Below are 18,143 nucleotides of genomic sequence, written 5' to 3' on the forward strand. Positions count from 1 at the left end.
TTAGAAGGTGAGGAATCAATATGTATGAATTAAAGACCAAAGAAACTGATGCCAGTGTTATTGAATTTATTGAAAGTGTAGCGCATCCAAAAAAGCGCGAGGATGCATACCAGCTTGTCGATGTTTTTACGGAGGTGTCAGGATATAAGGCAAAAATGTGGGGGCCAAGTATCATTGGGTTTGGGAAATATCATTATAAATATCAAACAGGGCATGAAGGCGATGCACCACTTGTTGCTTTCTCCCCTCGCAAAGCGAAAATTAGTCTATACTTTGCACCAGGTGATTCAGAACGCGAGCAGCTACTCCAGCAATTTGGCAAGCATACAACAGGAAAAGCGTGTGTCTATATTAATAAGCTAGTGGATATTGATATAGACGTGTTAAAGGCTCTAATCCAACAATCCATAACCTTTTTACAAAAAACCTATCCACAGGAAGAGGCGTAATACATTTAGGCTGTTGAGAGTATTTTCTCAGCAGCCTTTTGTCCTCTCTGTAACACTTTCTATCTACCATACGTCTAAACGGTTAGAAGGAGGGGGTTAGGAGATGACAATGAGGCAAATATTTATGTTATGCACAGTCCTACTAGCTACATTATTGCTCGCAACTGTAGGTGAAGCAATAACTGTGGATGAACCAACAAAAATTGAAAGACGCGAAGAATACAGTTTCTCAACAGACCCTCAGCTTATCCAATTATTTCCATACTCAGAAGTATACAATATGTACTTATCGCCAGAGGAAGAGGTTGAATTAGAGCAACGATTTCAAACACAAGGTAGCGTGATTCCTCAAATACAGCAAGTGATGTCAACGATGATAGAAGCTAAGGATTATCTAGGGATGTATATTGACCAAGCAAATGGTGGCATGGTCAATATTGGCATACGACACGGTGTAGCAATAAAAGAGGTAGAGCAAGCCATTTTAGCAGCCTATGGCGAGGCATTGCCGATTCCATTTTATCAAGCTCATTATTCTGAGGATGATTTGAATAAGGTCATGGAGCAAATGAATGCTCATCAATATACAAGTGCTGATTTTAGCCATGAAAAAATCATCGTAGGCATAAAGAGCAATCACTCGATACCAGAAGCATCGACCATCTTACATAATATGATGAAGCAAGATGCAACCTTATTTCAAATCCACTATGCAGATAAAACAACAGAGGCTTTATCGATAAAAATACCAAGCTGTGCAAGGGACCTTCTGCTATAACATTTCATTTAATGCCGTATCCTGTTAGCACTGCACATTGCTGGAGCGCTCTAACAATGGGGATTTTTTATACGAATAAGGCGGATGCAGAGGGAAACATTATTGAAAAAACAGCTAAAACGATAACCATTGTGTGGGATGTGGCAGAGCAAGACCTAGCGATGAAAACAAAACAAGAAATTTTAGCAATCGCAAAGCCAAATGCATTAACAGTATCCTATCCAGATACAAGTCCTTTTGCAGTTGGTGACCAGGTGGCTATATGGACAACAGGCGCTTACAATGAATCCTACCCAGCTCAGGGCACTGCTACAATGATAAAGCAACGAAACTCATACTTTAAATAGAGTTTCGTTTTTTTGTTTATCTCCTAAAGATTCGATAAAATAATGGAAACTAATAAGCGGAGGGATTGTGCGTGACGAGTTCGATTTGGATTAACACGGAGATTGATAGGGTTTGGCAGGCAATTACAGGGGAGGAGCCATTATCAAAATGGTATGCGCCAGGGTCTACTTGGGCAATTCCACTATTGGCAGCAGGCGAAAAGATGGTATTTACATTAATGCCAAGCGAGCATAATAAACTCACAGAGCCCTTGCCAATGGAGCTAACGATTGAGCGTGTTATCAAACATCAGGAATTTTCATTTTACTTAGAAGTTCCTGAAACAGTGATTGCGATTTTTTTAATAGAAGAACCACAGGGTGGTACGACGGTTCGCTTTAACATGGCTGGCTATGATGCTTCCCTTGCTTATTTAAAGGCACTACTAGAGGATACTACGTCTTAAGCCTGAGAGAATTTTCAAACGCAGGGACGTATTGGTGATAGAGATGCTCCTGCTATAATATATTTATTAGATAGCGGGAGGAATTAAATCATGAAAAAGGTAACGGGTTTAGCAGTTATGATGGGAACGTCGGCGTTGCTGTTAGCAGGGTGTTTTTCCTTTATTCCAGGCAAGATTCAGGAAGAAGCCATTTTGGTGGAGAAGGATCAGGCAAAGGCATTAGAGGTAGATATTGATTTTGGCCTTGGTGAAATGTCGCTTACAGGTGGCGCAGAGGAATGGGTAGAGGGCAGTGCTAGCTATAATATGGAAAAGCTTGCGCCCCAAGTAAGCTACACTATAAAGAAGGATAGAGGAGAAATTGTCATTGAGCATAAAAATACAGCAAAGCCAAAGCTATCCAAAGTAAAAAATAGTTGGACGATGCAGCTCAATAATGATGTGCCAATCGATTTAACGGTTGAGACAGGAGCCTCTAAAGCAAATCTTGATTTACAAGGATTACAGCTTGAAAATTTAGAGGTTGAAGCAGGTGTAGGCGATGTAATGGTCAATCTAGGCGGTGATTGGCACAAAAGTTTTACAACGAATATTGAAACAGGAGTAGGAAAAACAACCGTTATTTTACCTTCAGCAGTTGGGGTGAAATTAACATTGGAAAAAGGCATTGGCTCCTCCACTATTGAAGGCTTTACTGCACAAGGTGATGGTGTCTATGTCAATGAAGCCTACGAAAACGCAGATGTTGTATTAGACGTCAAAGCTGAAATGGGCATCGGAGAAATTACATTTACCGTAGATCAATAACTAAAAAAGTTGAAAGACAGGATGACGTCTTTCAACTTTTTTTATATGGAAATGTTTTTGGAATCGGTCCAAAGGCAATCCAATGATATTTAATATATTTTCCAATGACCAAGACCACCCACCAAGTGACAAATAAGGCAATCACAAAGCCACCCACACTCCATACGTGGAATACCAGACTATTGCCACTAATAGGAATTTGTCGATAAAGGAACAGGAAAAATGGATGCAATAAATAAATACCAAAGGATAGTGTTCCTAGGTTAATCAAGCTATTGACAATAGCTCTATGCCATTGATGATAAATCCAGAACGACAGCTGTAATAACACAATGCTAGCTGTAATGGCTTGCAGCTCAAAAGCAAGCTCAAAGACAATACTGCTTGCTAAATAGGTCTGTGATGAAAACACAAAATAATATAAATAAATATTATAGCAAGTAGCAAATAGCCATAGCAGCAAAATAAGCAAAATAGCAATCGAGAAATTTTCCCTTTTTAGCTGGAGCCATTTTTTATATTTTTCAAAATAAATACCTAAAAATCCACCTGCTAGGAAATAAAAAAGATACGAGAATGCAATACTTCCACGATAGGGATACTGCCAAAACGCAGCATTTAATAAAATAAATGCCCACTGTAGGACGAAGCCAATCCAAATAAGATGAGGCGATACGACTGGTTTTTTCTTAATGATATAGAGCATAAGTGGGAACATTACATAGAATTGCACCATAATAAAAATATAATATAAATGCGTATAGGCTTTGCCGATTAATAGTTTTTCCAAAAATTCCATGCTAAATAATGCCTGCCATGTAAGGGCTAGATCATGCGTCAGAAAAAGTCGTGTGGCGGCATAATAAAAGATAGAAAAAAAGAGATACGGAATAACAATTTGCGTGACTCGCTTTTGATAAAAACGTACAATCAGCTCTTTCGTAAGGTCCTTTTGGATATAGTTGTAAAATAACACAAAGCCACTTAAAAAGATAAATACAGGCACAGCAAATTTCGGAAAAATATTTAACGCAACATATAGCGGATAGAGCTTTGAGTCACTGGGTAAAGCGGTGACAGGTGTGCTAGTAGCATGAATCAAAAGTACTGCTAAAATGGCTAATGCACGCGTAATATCTAATTCATAAACATGGGCTCGCTTCATACCAATCATCTCCAAAAAATTTATAGTGTTTCTTAAATCAGCGCTGTATATTTTAGTTATTCTTTTGTCCACATGGTTTACTATAAAAAATATTTATGTCAGGCAGATGTCAGCAAAAATTCCTAGAAAAAAACATCTTATATATAAGGTGTTTATTGGAAATGAATAGCTTTATATTGGTAGTAAGTTATTTTCCTTGTAGGAGCCTCTCTTAAACAAACCTTTTAATAAAATACTAGTAGCGTCTAATGGAAAAATATATAATTTAGATAAGTCTTCTGTTGGTAATATATGCATCCCTAAAATAAGCAATCACTGAAGAGGGGGGAGAAAAATGAAGAAAAGACTTACTACGGTATTAACATTTGTATTATTTTTTGCATTTGGTTATACAGCTCAGGCAGAAAATCTTACTGACTATTATGCTGATGTAACAGAAAAGGATGTAAAAAATAGTATAATCTTATCGCTCGACAGCTCTAAGGCATTTGTGAATGGACACATGACTTCAACTGTGCAGCCTATTGTTAAAGATGGCAGAACCCTTGTACCATTACGTTTCATCGCTGAAGGATTTGATGCAAAGGTAGATTTCAACACTAAAAATCAGACCATCACCATTAAATCCACTACTAAAACCATCACCTTGAAACTAGGAGACAAGGTGCTTACTGTAAATGGTAAAACGATACAAATGGATATTGCCGCAAGTCTTTCCAATCATTCAACATACATTCCCTTACGCTATATTGGCGAAGCCTTTGATAAAAAGGTCGTCTATCTAAACAATGTATATCACTTAATTATTATTAGAGAGCCTCATGCCACAGCACTGGAGAATCTTAATTTAATACGTGCTTGCGAGTTGTTATATCAAGGGAAACCCATTGTTTATAGTGATCGTTTTATGGCTGTCATTAAAGAAAATGGTCAGTTATTCTCGAGTGATAATTTCTATGATTTTGAGCCATTTAATTATCAGGAATTTGCGGAGGATAAAAATACAGTCCGACTAGGCGGTATATGGTTGAAGACAGCTATGGATAATTTCTATCTACATTATGCCCATGCCACAACACAGGAATTTATTTTATACCATGTTGATGGTGAAAAGCTGACAAGGGTAGCGATTGAAAAAGCACCAATTAAGGCAGTAAAAATGTATGGCAATAATGTTTATTATGTAACACAATATATGCGCGGTATACTGGATGCCCATGAAACAAGCAACTTAAAAGTAGCAACATTGAAAAATGGACAATGGGTATCGGATTATTTAGGTAAGCCAGGCTTCTACTATGTCTTTGATACAGAGGGCAAGGTGCATGATTGGACAATTAGCGAGCAGTGTATCGAAACATTTGGCTATCAGCGCTTTGGCGGTAGTGTCGAGCAACGAAAAGCAACATTTGGGCATTACCGAATCGACCTAAACGGACACCATCACGAGCTTGTAAATTGATAAATGAGTGGCTAGTTAAAGTGAAAACTTTGGCTAGCCTATTTTTATGCTATTACGCTTTATTAAAGAAAGTACTGACAAGAAGAAGTGAAGATAGTGAACACTTATACATATAGCTATCAAGTCAACAGAGATTGTCGAATGCATCTCAAGATCGACCAAAAAATGGTATATAGTCTGTTTTATAGTAGAAAACGAACTGATTCGAAAAAATTTATATTATTCTACACGCTTTACTTCTCGATAAAATCACAATAACCAATTAAAAATCAAACTATAAGAAATAATGTTGTCTACGTCGTTTATTGTTTCAAAATACATTATTGATCGAGTGATAAAGTTGTACGTGAAAGATTAGATGCTTATATATATGAAGAAATACTTATTTTAGTTATGAGTTTATAGATTTCTAGTTATGAAATTAATGGAATATAATCAAAAAATATTGAAAATTACCTATTTTTATAGTATTATTAAGTTTAATATTTCATCATCAACAGATGTGATTGATATTTTAGAATGTAATCGAGCTTGACTGAAGTAGTGCTAGTGTAATTTCTAAAGGGATTAGAGACAACTCAGCGACAATAACAAAGCACATTAGCAAAGCTAGTTCAACCACAAGTTATGGTAAAGAGCCAATATCGAATATCCTTAAATAAGATTGAAAGTAGGGATGATGAAAATATTACATTAAATATCTTAATCAATTTATTTTTCGATTAAAAAGTTGGGAGGTTTTTAAATTAAAAAATTAGCCAATATTACTGCAAGGTTTGGGTCTATTATAGGTCTTATAGCATTATTTTTAGCGCTGTCCGATTATTCTGTTAGCATTCATACTATTGGTATACTCATGACTATTGCTATACTTAGTGGAATTTTAGGGGGTATATTAGGGGATTTTAGTAAACTGACACTCTTTGCTCTTTTAATGTCTTTATTAGCAGTTTTTGCATATTTTTTTATCAGTAAAGGCATTTTATTCAAAGCCTTTCTTTTTACAAGTGTAGTTCTAATAATTGCTGATATAATAATTAGCCAAAAAAACACACGACATAAAAATAGAAGAAAAGACTATATTTAATCCATGGTAAAAATATTTTTTCATTACTCTAAAAATGGGTCAAACCATTGATATACTAATGTCTATAGAAGCCCAGTGGTGAAATGTCAACCATTAAAAACAGTAAAATTGGAAATTCTTAAGCTCTATAGCCGCTGAATGCTTGATTTTAGGCGCACTTAAATAAACCTCACGCTTTTTAACTAAAAATAGTTAAAAAACGGAAGTTATAAATTAACTAAAGAAAAGTGAGAAAAGATTCGTTATTCTCTCCTTTCTTCTTTGGGGATGTACAACTGTTTCGTGCGTAGTAGCGAATGCACGAGTCGTACAAGTTTTCTAGCGGTTAAGACGAGCGCGCGTTTGTGTTGATGTTTCGTTACTTCTTGGTATTTCTTTTGATAAAAGGCTTTATATTCGGCGTCATGTTTTCGTATGGCGTCTGATGCTTGCACAAGATAATAGCGTAAATACTTATTGCCGGTTCGCATACGGCTGGTATCCTCGGCTTCATACTCGCCTGACTGATACTGTGTCCATACGAAACCTGCGTATTTCGCTAAAGCGTGGTGATCATCAAAACGATGAATATCCCCAATCTCTGCGATTAAACCCGCTGCGTACACGGGACCGATGCCTTTTACCGAAGTTAATGTTTGTGGAATACCTTTCATCATGCGTTCGATTTCCTTATCTAACCGCTTTACTTGGGTTTCCATGTGTTGAATGGTGCTTAAAATCACGGATAAAGAAAGATTAACCGGATCGGCCATTATTTTATCTAAACGGTACGAATTACGAGCGAGCTGCTTGAGATATTTCGCCATCTCCTCAGGCTCCGCAAAACGGTTTTTACCTTTTTCTTGTAGGAACTCGACCAGCTCCTCCAAAGGCATTTCAGCGATGATACCAGGGTCCAGTTCTTCAATGACGGCGATGCTTGTCGCACCGAATGTATCAGAGAACGGATTATCTTGGCGTAAGCCGCTAAATTTTAAGTACAGTTGATTTAACATGTATGTTTTATTACGCGCAATTTCATGAACTAAATGGAAGCGCGTACGTGTTAAACGACGCAGGGCATCGTAAATTAAGGTTTCTTGCATTTCATGTGGCAATCGTCCAAAGCGTAGATGATCCGCAATAACCCAGGCGTCTACTTTGTCGTTCTTCGGTAATGTATCGTAGCCCTTTTTAAAGCGAGCTACTTTACGCGCGTTGAGCATATAAATCGCTGTTTGAAGATGGGGTAAGACTTTTTTACATTGTGCTTTTAAGTAATGGGCAAGGTGCCAACTATATTGATCCGTGGCCTCCATCCCGATTTTTAATTGATCTGTTTGATTTTTTTCCGCTGTTCGTATAATTTTTTGAATCAAAGTGTCCGCACCTTCTACATCATTTCGAACAGAAAAATCAGCGAGTGTGTGACCCTCTCCATGCATGAAATGAACATGATGGGAGCGCAAACTCACGTCAATACCGACTAGCATATGTGACATGCCAATCACCTCCTAAGGGGGAATTAATCAAGATACACGCAGACCTGGGTGCCCAGTCGAATCATCGATGTCTGCCTCGTTATCAGCAATCGCAAGTAGAAGACCATTTATGAGCGCTACACTCTCTTCTGAATCTTACGTCGCAGCCAGTGGTTAGACCTTCCATAATGAACGATGGGTAGCAGGCTTATGAAGCAGTACACAAGTGTGTCTGCAAGGAGTGAAAGCTATTTCCTGTGAATACCTTGTCTGTTCCATTGTCGCATGGACACAGGGCTGCGTGAACTATTTTGGATGACTAAAAAAGGACGAAGTACTGAAATGGAGCCTCCTCCATCCTTCGCCCTTGTGCTATAAAATTGGGTTAAAAAAGGGGATGACAAATAAACAGGTAAGCACCTGTAGGCAATACTTAAAATAGTATTTAACAATAAAATGATGATTTCCTTTTGTCTCCCTCGGTCAAACAGGTAAAACATAAAACAAGAGTGTGGGAGCCAATCGGCGACCACTTCCTATAGAAAATCCAACAGATCCCCCAGTTGTCCGGATCAACTGGAAATTCTATCGGAAAGAGCTCTTACTACTAATATACGAGGAGAGATAGTTATGAAACTAAATAAGTTATTTTCTACAATTATGATTTTTTGTTTAATATATTCGACATTAATGTTTAATCCTAGTACTGCTAAAGCACAAGAGAATACTAATACTCAAAATGTGAAATTTACTCCTTTTAATGTTAGTGATACATACAGTAAAGTTAAGGTAGAGAATTTAGAAACTGGTGAAGTAGAGTATTTAGAATCAATACTTGAAGATGGAAAATATGTTCATTATGTGTTCTCGGATAGTGGTGAATTGAAGCATAAAATCGAAGCAATTGGAAACAAAATTTATGTTGATGGTGAGGTTTTTGCTGAGATTTCTGAAATTACAGAGGAGTTACAAGGAGATCCTGCTCTAATTAAGAACAATGAATTCACTACTCAAGCAATAAAATGGGAATATATATCTACAAGTTCTGGAAATAGTTCTTGGAAATATGCGCAAGCTAGTCTGATAGCAGGTGTCATCGCTACACTTTTAGGTGTTCCTGCTGGGTGGGCAATACCAATGAGCATTGCATCCACTTTCGCAAGTTTAGAATTAACTACAGTTTATTATAAAAAATCTCATTATGTGGATGCAAATAGAACATTTAATACTTGTAAGCGTGCCTCTAACACTTCTTTTTATAAGTACTCAAATTATACTGGACTGATTGAAATTACTGGTCTCGTTCAAGAATACATAGACCCATGTAATTCAGGATATTAATTCTAATAAATAAACTAGATTTTGATTTTAGGCATGAAAATGGGACAAGTATTAATAAATGGCTCTTCACCAAATAAAATGTATCCTATAAAAGCTAGAATAATACGCTCTTTATTAGGTAAACTGATTAAGAACAAAAATTACTAAAGCGTATTCTTATGTAAATGCAGTTAGCGAAAAAGATATTACTATCTATAGAGATGAATTTAGAGCAATTGTTATTAAAATATGAAAAAGAAAAATTAAGAGAGACCTTTGAAAGTAAAAATTTCGATATGAACCTAGTGGGGATTGAATGAACATTATTAGCTCTAATAAGAATGTTTTTCAATAGCTATCAGCAATTTTCTCCGAACCATGGCTTTGTCACGATGAAAGATGGGGATTATCAAATAGGGCTAGTTAAAGTGAGAACTTTGACTAGCCTATTTTTATGCTATTATGATAATTTAAAGAACGTAATGGTGAGAAGGAGCGAAGGTAGTGAAAACATATACATACAAGCAGCCCGCAGCAATCGAGTCTACAGAGGTTATCGACATCCTCAATGAAACAGGGCAAGTATCATCGACAGTGCAGCGCATTTACACGAATGCACTAAAAAAAGCGTTTGATCGCACAATGGACTATCGTTATTTTGTGCGCTTTGATGTCAAGGATATCCAGGGGCAGCCTCTTTTTACGTGTAAAAAAGTAGCGCGTCGTGGGCGTGTCCATTTCCAAGGTAAGGATTTCGTCACAGGCAAGAACTACACGATTGCCTATGATGGCTGGCAAATTATGATTCCTGATTTATTGATTACCGACGGAGCGCAGCAGATCAAGCTAAACAAGGAAATGGAGGGCTGGTCTGTTTTTACAGTGGAGGATCAACCAATAGCCCGCTGGCAGGCAATTTTTTATGAAACCTATTTTGCGATTACGCTAGAAATCGAGGATAGCAGCCCTATTCAGCACGAAGCATTTTTTATTGCAATTGGACAGGCTGTATTGTTTATTGGGGCATAAAGAAAAAAGTTGGGTAATAAAACACATAATTTAGGCGATAAAACATAAAAGTTGGGCAATAAAACGTATATGTTTAGCAATAACTATCAAAGGTAACAGCCCCCTCTATGGAGGAGGCTGCTTTTATTACATGTCGATCATTTCATAGGCAAGCTTTTTGCGACTAATCCAATAGCCTTGTAGGGCAAAGACGATCAGTGTCGCAGCTAGAAAGGCGATGCTTGTAATGCCTAATGTCAAGAAGTCATAGGATACTTTCTCAATAAAGCCTAGCATTGTCGTTAAAACTAACCCGATAAATGTGCCGACCGTAAGACCATAGAGTACAAACGATAGGACTTGTGTCAAGATCAGCTTCATTAAACCATTTGGTGATAAGCCAATTAATCGTTGAATGGCATAATCGCTGCGCTTTGTATAAATCGTATGCAATAATGTTTGCAAAACACCAAGGCAAGTCGCCGCAATTAAAATCACAAAGACACCAACAAATAGGCTCCAGCGCTGGAAGAGCATTTCATTGGATTGCTCAATCATCGTTGCTTTATCTGTAAATTTCAAGGCTGGCCAGCGCTCTTTTAAGAATGCTAAATCAGCCAATGCTTTGTCAGGGTTAGCTGTTTCAACCATAATGTCTTCAATGATTGTGTAATCCCGAGCAGTGCGGAAGGATGACCAATCAACAATTAAATCAGCATGATGAATAGGTGCATCAATAATCCCGATAATCTGTAATTCGCCAGTAGGTCTATCCTGCTGGGCATCAAAATCGTAGGAGCCAATCGTGACACGATCACCAACCGATAAATGATGATGATGTGCAAAGCTCTGTGTTACTATAAGTCCATCCTGCAAATTGCCCTCGATTTTTGACAGCTTTCCCATTTGTACTAATTTCTCAATATTGATCGTTGTATAATTCTCTGGTAGCCATTTTTGTCCGAGTTGTAGCGCAATATACGTATTATTCCCTTGTGCATAAGCATATTGCACGCTTGGCAATGCTTCAATTTCCTGTAAAATTGTGGGCGTAAGGGTTGGGTCATCTAGTTCATTCTTAATTTTTATAGCTGTATCATATTGCGATTCCGTGTAGGCAAGTTCGTTGTGCTGTAAGGTTTTCATTAATGAGCTACCAAAGGTTAAAATGACCATTAAGCCAATAATGCTGAGTACAATCGGCATATTTTTGCGTACTTGTGGCATAAGTTGCTGGCACGCTAAATAGGCTTCTTTGCCAAGTACCTTCCGAATCGGCTTTAAAGCTATATAAAGAATGGCTTTAAACAGGTAGGGGATTAATAGTAGTAAAATCCCACAGACAAGTAATGAACCGATTAAAATAAATAGTGCACCTTGACCACTTCCTGTTCCTACTAATTGTGCCTGCCAAAATAATAGGAAGGCGATCACACTTATCATACTGACCATAATCGTTTTCCACTTTGTCCAACGTAGCTGCAAGTTTTCATTGTCCGAAGCGATTTGTAATGGCAGCAGTCTGGAGCTTTTCGCTACTTGCCATTGTGTCAGTGCCTGAAGAATTAACAAGCTGGAAAGGGCAATCACTAGTACAAAGACAATAGGCAGTTCTGTTCTAGCATCTGGTAAATGTAAGAGGCTAATTAATTGTGGTAGCCAGATTTTTATTACCAGAAGGCTCATCGTTGTTCCAAGCATAACACCAAAGCTAATAATAAGTGATAATTGCAGCTTAACAATACGCCCAACTTGTTGCACTGATGCCCCAAGAGCTCGTAAAATCATGAGCTGCTCTTTCATTTTATAGAATAAGAGCTGGAAGGTGGACAGCAATAAAACACTTGAAATGAGTAAAATAAAAACAGAAAGCACAATCATAAAAACCATTAAGCTCTGTAAATTTGTTTTAATTAAATCATAATCATTCATGATATCTACACGCAATGTTTTATCGAGCTGTTTGATTTCTGCGCCTACTACCTTGGCACGCCCCTCATCTGTTTTGATGAGTGTAAATATCCCCGCAGTTTGTGGTTGACTATTATTCATCCATTTTTTCACAATATCATTAGACAACAAGATAATATTAGGACTGTCAGTGCCCTTGATAGTTGGTAAAATTTCTTGGACAATAAAATTCTCAGACTGAATATGAATGGAGTCTCCCACACGTTTATTGAAAATACGTGCAACATTTTCAGAAAGAATCGCATCCTTAGGACCAAGATTTACCTCAAAATGGTAGCGACTTTTGACAAGGTCATCATTTTCGACGCCAACGGTATAAAAAACGATATTCTTTTCTTGTTCAACTGTTGTATGAGCTAAAGATATACTGGACACTTGTGTGACGCCTGCTAAGGTAGAAAAATCTTCTACTTGTTGTGTGGTTAACAGCTTGGCTTGATCGGGATTATAACCGACCATTAAATCCATTTCCCCATACAGTGCTTGGATATCAGCCTTCATTTGGCTATTGGCATTCCAAATGTAGACAGTCATCGTCATCACAAGGCAAATTGAGATTGTGATAATACTAATACTCATTAGGACATTTGCCCAAGCAGCACGAAAAAGCTTCATGGCAATGGTACGCATCGTAAACAATATCAATCACCCCTCGTAATTTGCTTAAATTTCATTAAAATACAATCCAAATCCTCTTTATTTTGCTGGTTTTGATAGGAATCCACAATCGCCCCATCATGGAAGAACAATACCCGATTGGCAAAGGTCGCCACATAAGGGTCATGTGTAACGAGTAAAATTGTTTGCTGGTTCTTTTGTTGCAAATCGACAAGCAGTGCTAAAATCTCATCCGTTGTATTGACATCCAATGCCCCTGTCGGCTCATCTGCCAGCAAAATAGGTGGGTTGGCAATCAATGCACGTGCAATGGCGACACGTTGCTTTTGTCCACCCGATAGCTCATGTGGTCGATGCTTCGCCCAAGCGGCAATCGCTAATTGTTCCATCATCTGCTGCACACGTAGCTTAATATCTTTGCTAGCCACATTATTTAAAATAAGGGGCAGCGCAATATTATCTTCCACCGACAAGTCCTTTAATAGATGAAAGGATTGGAAGATAAAGCCGATATTTTCTTTTCGGAATTGCGATGCCTTTGGCTCTTGATAAATAGCCTGAGCTTCCTTGCCAAATAAAAATAATGCCCCGTCTGTTGGCTCATCAATGGCACTGATCATATTAAGCAAGGTGCTTTTTCCAGAGCCACTTGTCCCCATGATCGCCACCATCTCCCCTTGATAAATGGTGCAATGGATATTTTTTAAGGCGTTTACGGTATGATGCTTTTGCTGATAAATTTTGGACATCCCTTCAACACGTAATACCTCTGTTAAACGTCCTTCAGGGATGGGAATTGCATTAATGACTTCTTTCAGCGGATTGAACCCATTCATCGAGATATGCCCCCTTTAATTGTTGTCGTAATGTTTGTAAACCACGGCGAATATGTGTTTTTACAGTACCCTCAGGACATTGCAGGATCACAGCAATATCTTTTACAGAGTAATCCTGATAAAAACGCAGCAGGAGTACGGTTTTATACTTGTCCTTAAGCTGACAGAGTGCCTGCCATAAATCTAGTTCTTCCTCGATATATGTAGGGGATGTACTGTTTAAATCTGCTAAGGACTGTGGTTCAACAAGCTGAATGGTATTTTTCTTAGCCATATATGTTTTACAGCAATTGATCATAATGCGGGTGAGCCAGGTGGCAAAATAGCGAGGCTCCTTTAATTGTGGCAAGCCCTCATAAGCACGAATAATCGTTTGCTGAAAAACTTCTATGGCATCATTTTCATTTTGTACATAAACATAGGCCATACGATAAAGCTTATGCTGTTCCTGCTCAATTAGCTGGTAAAATGCCTCCTCATCGCCATGTTGAGCGAGGACCACTAATGATTGTTGTGTTGTTGTAATGAAAATCGCCTCCTTTACAGCTATTAGACTCAGCAAGTTATGATTTCGATTCAAGTTTTTATTTTAATGCTGAGCAATTAAATAAACAGGGTGTGCAAATATTTCACAACAGCCACAAGCACAAGGAACGCATTTTATCGAGGGAATAGTGAATGCTAGATTTTATAGCGTAAGTCTTTTTATTAACTAGTAGGTGCGAATATGAAGCAAACATGATTTCCCAGGGAGATTCGCACCTATTAAACAACTAATTTTCCATTGAAATGGAAGGAAGCTTGGGTTATTATGACCTTATAGATTTATTTTATAATGAAAATCAATTATAAGTATTATTTTTATATTACTTTTCACAGTCTCTCTTTGTATGAAGAGAGTGGATTGAAATCTCTTCACGCACCAACCAACTATAAAAGCTTGATGTCTCTCTTTGTATGAAGAGAGTGGATTGAAATGATATTTGGCAAAACTGCCTTAAACGTTTTTTTGTCTCTCTTTGTATGAAGAGAGTGGATTGAAATAAAATCTGTATGTTCAATTAGATAAGATAAAAGGTCTCTCTTTGTATGAAGAGAGTGGATTGAAATGCATTACTATACCCATCTCCCCATTTCAAAATTGTCTCTCTTTGTATGAAGAGAGTGGATTGAAATGTTTGTATGTGTATCGTCTGCTTTAACTGTATCAGTCTCTCTTTGTATGAAGAGAGTGGATTGAAATATGATTGTACTTGGTCTTTATGGCTTAGTGGAATTCTCTCTCTTTATAGACCATACGAATTTCGTATCAATCGTAGGGACTTCGAGGGTAGCCTGCTTAAAAACTGGCGGTTACGTTGGTGTTCGCAGGAATCTCCCACTTCAAGCGTGAGCTAAGTGGCGAGTAGTTCAAACAAGAAGAGAGAGTGCCATAACTATGCGTTAGCTTGTTGGTTGTATTTGGTTTAAAAGCTTTCCTTTAGGACAAGGAGAAGCCTGTTCTTAGATTTTTTCCATATATGAAAGTCATCATCAATTAGGTATTGGGATAAAGATTCCCAATGCCTTTTTTCGTTGTTTCCCTAAATCTATTGCCGCATTTCTCCAAAAACGAATTTCTCTATCGTTTCTTAGCATACTCTGATTCACGCTGGAATAGATTGTTGTAGTGTATGAATTCATCAACTTAAGAAGCTAGAGATGGAAGACCAAATATGAGTGCTAGGAACTAGAAGGAGACCTTTATATCTTGTGAAATGAAAGGAGAATCAAATGACTGAATATCATCAACAATCGGCTACGGAAGTCATGAAGATATTGAATGTCACCACGCAAGGCTTAAATGATGATGACGCTCAACGAAGGCAACAGATCTATGGCTATAATGTGTTAGAGGAAGGGAAAAAAACAAGTACATGGGCTGTTTTTATAGGCCAATTTAAGGATTTATTGGTCATTATTTTACTTGTCGCTGCCTTTGTCTCCTTTCTATTAGGAGAGGTAGAAAGCACCATTGTGATTATGATTGTTGTGATTTTAAATGCGATCTTAGGCACGGTGCAGCATGTCAAGGCAGAGCAATCTTTAGATAATTTAAAAGCTTTGACTTCACCCATTGCCAAGGTTATGCGCAACAATCAACTAATCGAGCTTCCCTCTGAGGAAATTGTCGTAGGAGATTTACTGGTGCTAGAGGCTGGCGATTATATCAATGCTGATGGTAGATTACTTGAAAGCCATAATTTGCATATTAATGAAAGCTCATTAACAGGTGAATCGATTGCTGTGGCAAAAAATACAGAGCCTATCCATAACAGCAATATAACGATTGCAGATAAGAAAAATATGGTATATTCAGGCAGCTTTGTTACCAATGGGCGCGGGCTTGTACTTGTAACGGCTATTGGTATGCAAACGGAAATTGGAAAAATTGCGCATTTACTTGATACAGCCAAGGAAAAGAAAACACCCTTACAAATGAATCTTGATCAATTTGGTGAAAAATTAGCATTAGGTATTACATTAATCTGTTTAGCTATTTTTACAATTGATCTTTTTCGAGGACGCGCCTTAGTTGAGTCCTTTATGTTTGCCGTATCGTTAGCTGTTGCTGCGATTCCCGAGGCATTAAGTTCCATTGTAACGATTGTGCTAGCATTTGGCACACAGAAAATGGCAAAGGAAAATGCCATTATTCGCAAGCTATATGCGGTTGAAAGCTTAGGCAGTGTTTCTGTTATTTGCTCTGATAAAACAGGGACATTGACGGAAAATAAAATGGTGGTACAAGAGGTTTTTGTGGATCAAAAAAAGATTCCATATGATTGGCTAAATCCAACGAATACAGTGGAAAAAGAGTTGATGGTAAAGGCACTGTTATGTAGTGATGCTGTTGAGCGTGATCAAAAAGAAATCGGTGACCCTACAGAAATTGCCCTTGTGAAATTAGGGAAACAATATGGTTTGGATGAAATACAGATCCGTGCACAATATCCCAGACAGGCTGAAGTTCCTTTTGATTCGGAAAGAAAGTTGATGAGTACAGTGAATCAGATGGACAAGCAATCTATCATGATTACAAAGGGTGCATTAGATGTCCTTTTGTCTAAAGTAACAAAAATTAAAACATCAACAGGTATTTTTGAAATGACAGTACAGCATCGCCAAAAAATTGAGGCAGTGAATCGTGATTTTTCAAAAAATGGCTTAAGGGTGCTAGCTATTGCCTACAAAGAGGTAGCTCCGCAGCAAATCATCAATAATAGCGCCGAACGGGATTTAATTTTTATTGGCTTAATCGCGATGATGGACCCGCCAAGAAAAGAATCCAAAGCGGCAGTTGCAAGCTGTATCGATGCAGGCATTAAGCCAGTTATGATTACAGGAGATCATAAAATTACAGCAACAGCTATCGCACAACAAATTGGTATTTTACAAGACCCAACACAAGCGATTGAAGGACATGCACTTGAAGCTTTAACAGATCGAGAACTGCAAGAAAAAGTACAGGATTATACAGTTTATGCTCGTGTCACACCTGCACAAAAAATTCGCATTGTTAAAGCATGGCAGGATAAGGGACATGTTGTAGCCATGACAGGCGATGGCGTTAATGATGGACCTGCCCTGAAGCAGGCAGATATTGGTGTGGCAATGGGTGTAACAGGCACAGAGGTTGCAAAAGACGCCTCCTCCATGATTTTAACAGACGATAATTTTTCCACAATCGTCAAGGCAATCGCCAATGGCCGTAGTATCTATACAAATATTAAAAATGCTATTCTGTTTTTATTATCAGGCAATGCAGGCGCTATCTTTGTCGTGTTATATGCAACGGTCTTAGGCCTACCTGTGCCTTTTGCACCTGTTCATTTATTATTTATTAACTTACTTACAGATAGTTTGCCAGCCATCGCAATCGGCTTGGAGCCCAACAATAAGAAAACGATGAAGGACAAGCCTAGAAATATTCATACACCTTTATTAAACAAAGCATTTACAACCCAGGTGGTGCTTGAAGGGATCTTAATCGCCATTTCAACCATTATCGCTTTTCAAATTGGCTTATCCACGGGGGATACATTAACCGCAAGTACAATGGCCTTTACAACCTTATGTTTATCGAGATTAGTGCATGGCTTTAATTCTCGGTCTAAAGAATCTATATTTGCCATTGGTGTATTTTCCAATAAATATACCTGGCTTGCCTTTTTAATCGGGGTGTTAAGCTTACATGCGGTTTTATTGATGCCAGTGCTAACAACAGTCTTTGAGGTTGCTCCATTAACGACAGTACAGCTCGGCTTGATTTATAGCCTATCAGTGCTACCATTCCTGGTGAATCAATGGTACAAGCTATTATTTGTCAAAAGGCGATCATAACTTAAA

The 18,143-nt window shown here is 37.9% G+C and carries 14 protein-coding genes and 1 CRISPR repeat array; of the genes, 9 read left to right on the forward strand and 5 right to left on the reverse strand.

Annotation, left to right across the window (positions count from 1 at the left end):
- Nucleotides 1-20: 20 nt before the first annotated feature.
- The 5 genes from MHB44_RS10340 (at nt 21) to MHB44_RS10360 (ending at nt 2,827) form a co-directional block, all read left to right on the forward strand.
- On the forward strand, nt 21-449 hold the full coding sequence (locus tag MHB44_RS10340; protein ID WP_341302695.1) for a DUF1801 domain-containing protein: 429 nt from the start codon (nt 21-23) through the stop codon (nt 447-449).
- A 103-nt stretch (nt 450-552) separates the two neighbouring features.
- On the forward strand, nt 553-1,227 hold the full coding sequence (locus MHB44_RS10345; protein WP_341302696.1) for a hypothetical protein: 675 nt from the start codon (nt 553-555) through the stop codon (nt 1,225-1,227).
- 56 nt (nt 1,228-1,283) lie between these two features.
- Nucleotides 1,284-1,574 (forward strand): DUF3221 domain-containing protein, encoded by a 291-nt coding sequence (locus MHB44_RS10350; protein WP_341302697.1) that lies wholly within the window; start codon nt 1,284-1,286, stop codon nt 1,572-1,574.
- Between the two features lie 71 nt (nt 1,575-1,645).
- Nucleotides 1,646-2,020, forward strand: coding sequence for an SRPBCC domain-containing protein (locus tag MHB44_RS10355; protein ID WP_341302698.1), 375 nt, complete (start codon nt 1,646-1,648; stop codon nt 2,018-2,020).
- Nucleotides 2,021-2,110: 90 nt separating this feature from the next.
- On the forward strand, nt 2,111-2,827 hold the full coding sequence (locus MHB44_RS10360) for a toast rack family protein (protein WP_341302699.1): 717 nt from the start codon (nt 2,111-2,113) through the stop codon (nt 2,825-2,827).
- A 31-nt stretch (nt 2,828-2,858) separates the two neighbouring features.
- Here the strand turns inward: MHB44_RS10360 and MHB44_RS10365 are convergent, their stop codons facing one another.
- Nucleotides 2,859-3,992: an acyltransferase gene (locus MHB44_RS10365; protein WP_341302700.1), complete on the reverse strand. Its 1,134-nt coding sequence runs from the start codon at nt 3,990-3,992 to the stop codon at nt 2,859-2,861.
- A gap of 334 nt (nt 3,993-4,326) precedes the next feature.
- On the opposite strand from MHB44_RS10365, the gene MHB44_RS10370 reads away from it, so the two are divergent.
- On the forward strand, nt 4,327-5,454 hold the full coding sequence (locus MHB44_RS10370) for a copper amine oxidase N-terminal domain-containing protein (protein WP_341302701.1): 1,128 nt from the start codon (nt 4,327-4,329) through the stop codon (nt 5,452-5,454).
- Between the two features lie 1,329 nt (nt 5,455-6,783).
- On the opposite strand, the gene MHB44_RS10375 is transcribed toward MHB44_RS10370, so the two are convergent.
- On the reverse strand, nt 6,784-8,022 hold the full coding sequence (locus MHB44_RS10375) for an IS110 family transposase (RefSeq protein ID WP_341300262.1): 1,239 nt from the start codon (nt 8,020-8,022) through the stop codon (nt 6,784-6,786).
- Between the two features lie 609 nt (nt 8,023-8,631).
- Here MHB44_RS10375 and MHB44_RS10380 point away from each other — a divergent pair.
- Both MHB44_RS10380 and MHB44_RS10385 read left to right on the forward strand, forming a co-directional pair.
- Nucleotides 8,632-9,342 carry a hypothetical protein gene (locus tag MHB44_RS10380; protein ID WP_053995760.1) on the forward strand — a complete coding sequence of 237 codons (711 nt, stop codon included), beginning with the start codon at nt 8,632-8,634 and terminating at the stop codon, nt 9,340-9,342.
- A gap of 483 nt (nt 9,343-9,825) precedes the next feature.
- Nucleotides 9,826-10,350, forward strand: coding sequence for a hypothetical protein (locus MHB44_RS10385; RefSeq protein WP_341302702.1), 525 nt, complete (start codon nt 9,826-9,828; stop codon nt 10,348-10,350).
- A gap of 126 nt (nt 10,351-10,476) precedes the next feature.
- On the opposite strand, the gene MHB44_RS10390 is transcribed toward MHB44_RS10385, so the two are convergent.
- From MHB44_RS10390 to MHB44_RS10400, 3 genes are read right to left on the reverse strand one after another with little or no spacing between them, the layout of a single operon-like run.
- Entirely contained in the window at nt 10,477-12,930 is a 2,454-nt protein-coding gene (locus tag MHB44_RS10390; RefSeq protein ID WP_341302955.1) for an ABC transporter permease, read from the reverse strand.
- An 11-nt stretch (nt 12,931-12,941) separates the two neighbouring features.
- Complete coding sequence (locus MHB44_RS10395; protein ID WP_341302703.1) at nt 12,942-13,754, reverse strand: ABC transporter ATP-binding protein; 813 nt, start codon at nt 13,752-13,754, stop codon at nt 12,942-12,944.
- A complete protein-coding gene (locus MHB44_RS10400; protein ID WP_341302704.1) occupies nt 13,720-14,316 on the reverse strand; it encodes a sigma-70 family RNA polymerase sigma factor in 597 nt (198 codons plus the stop codon). The genes MHB44_RS10395 and MHB44_RS10400 overlap by 35 nt, the downstream gene beginning before the upstream one ends.
- A gap of 316 nt (nt 14,317-14,632) precedes the next feature.
- Nucleotides 14,633-14,997: direct repeats of the CRISPR family, unit length 33 nt; unit sequence GTCTCTCTTTGTATGAAGAGAGTGGATTGAAAT.
- A 530-nt stretch (nt 14,998-15,527) separates the two neighbouring features.
- On the opposite strand from MHB44_RS10400, the gene MHB44_RS10405 reads away from it, so the two are divergent.
- Nucleotides 15,528-18,137 carry a cation-translocating P-type ATPase gene (locus MHB44_RS10405; protein ID WP_341302705.1) on the forward strand — a complete coding sequence of 870 codons (2,610 nt, stop codon included), beginning with the start codon at nt 15,528-15,530 and terminating at the stop codon, nt 18,135-18,137.
- Nucleotides 18,138-18,143: the final 6 nt, after the last annotated feature.

Source organism: Lysinibacillus sp. FSL H8-0500, assembly GCF_038051955.1.
Lineage (GTDB): Bacteria > Bacillota > Bacilli > Bacillales_A > Planococcaceae > Lysinibacillus > Lysinibacillus macroides.

Bases quoted from the DNA above. Each gene is read 5' to 3' on its own strand.
- MHB44_RS10340 (WP_341302695.1), top strand. From the start codon at position 21: ATGTATGAATTAAAGACCAAAGAAACTGATGCCAGTGTTATTGAATTT.
- MHB44_RS10345 (WP_341302696.1), top strand. From the start codon at position 553: ATGACAATGAGGCAAATATTTATGTTATGCACAGTCCTACTAGCTACA.
- MHB44_RS10350 (WP_341302697.1), top strand. From the start codon at position 1,284: ATGGGGATTTTTTATACGAATAAGGCGGATGCAGAGGGAAACATTATT.
- MHB44_RS10360 (WP_341302699.1), top strand. From the start codon at position 2,111: ATGAAAAAGGTAACGGGTTTAGCAGTTATGATGGGAACGTCGGCGTTG.
- MHB44_RS10365 (WP_341302700.1), bottom strand. From the start codon at position 3,992: ATGAAGCGAGCCCATGTTTATGAATTAGATATTACGCGTGCATTAGCC.
- MHB44_RS10370 (WP_341302701.1), top strand. From the start codon at position 4,327: ATGAAGAAAAGACTTACTACGGTATTAACATTTGTATTATTTTTTGCA.
- MHB44_RS10375 (WP_341300262.1), bottom strand. From the start codon at position 8,022: ATGTCACATATGCTAGTCGGTATTGACGTGAGTTTGCGCTCCCATCAT.
- MHB44_RS10380 (WP_053995760.1), top strand. From the start codon at position 8,632: ATGAAACTAAATAAGTTATTTTCTACAATTATGATTTTTTGTTTAATA.
- MHB44_RS10390 (WP_341302955.1), bottom strand. From the start codon at position 12,930: ATGCGTACCATTGCCATGAAGCTTTTTCGTGCTGCTTGGGCAAATGTC.
- MHB44_RS10395 (WP_341302703.1), bottom strand. From the start codon at position 13,754: ATGAATGGGTTCAATCCGCTGAAAGAAGTCATTAATGCAATTCCCATC.
- MHB44_RS10405 (WP_341302705.1), top strand. From the start codon at position 15,528: ATGACTGAATATCATCAACAATCGGCTACGGAAGTCATGAAGATATTG.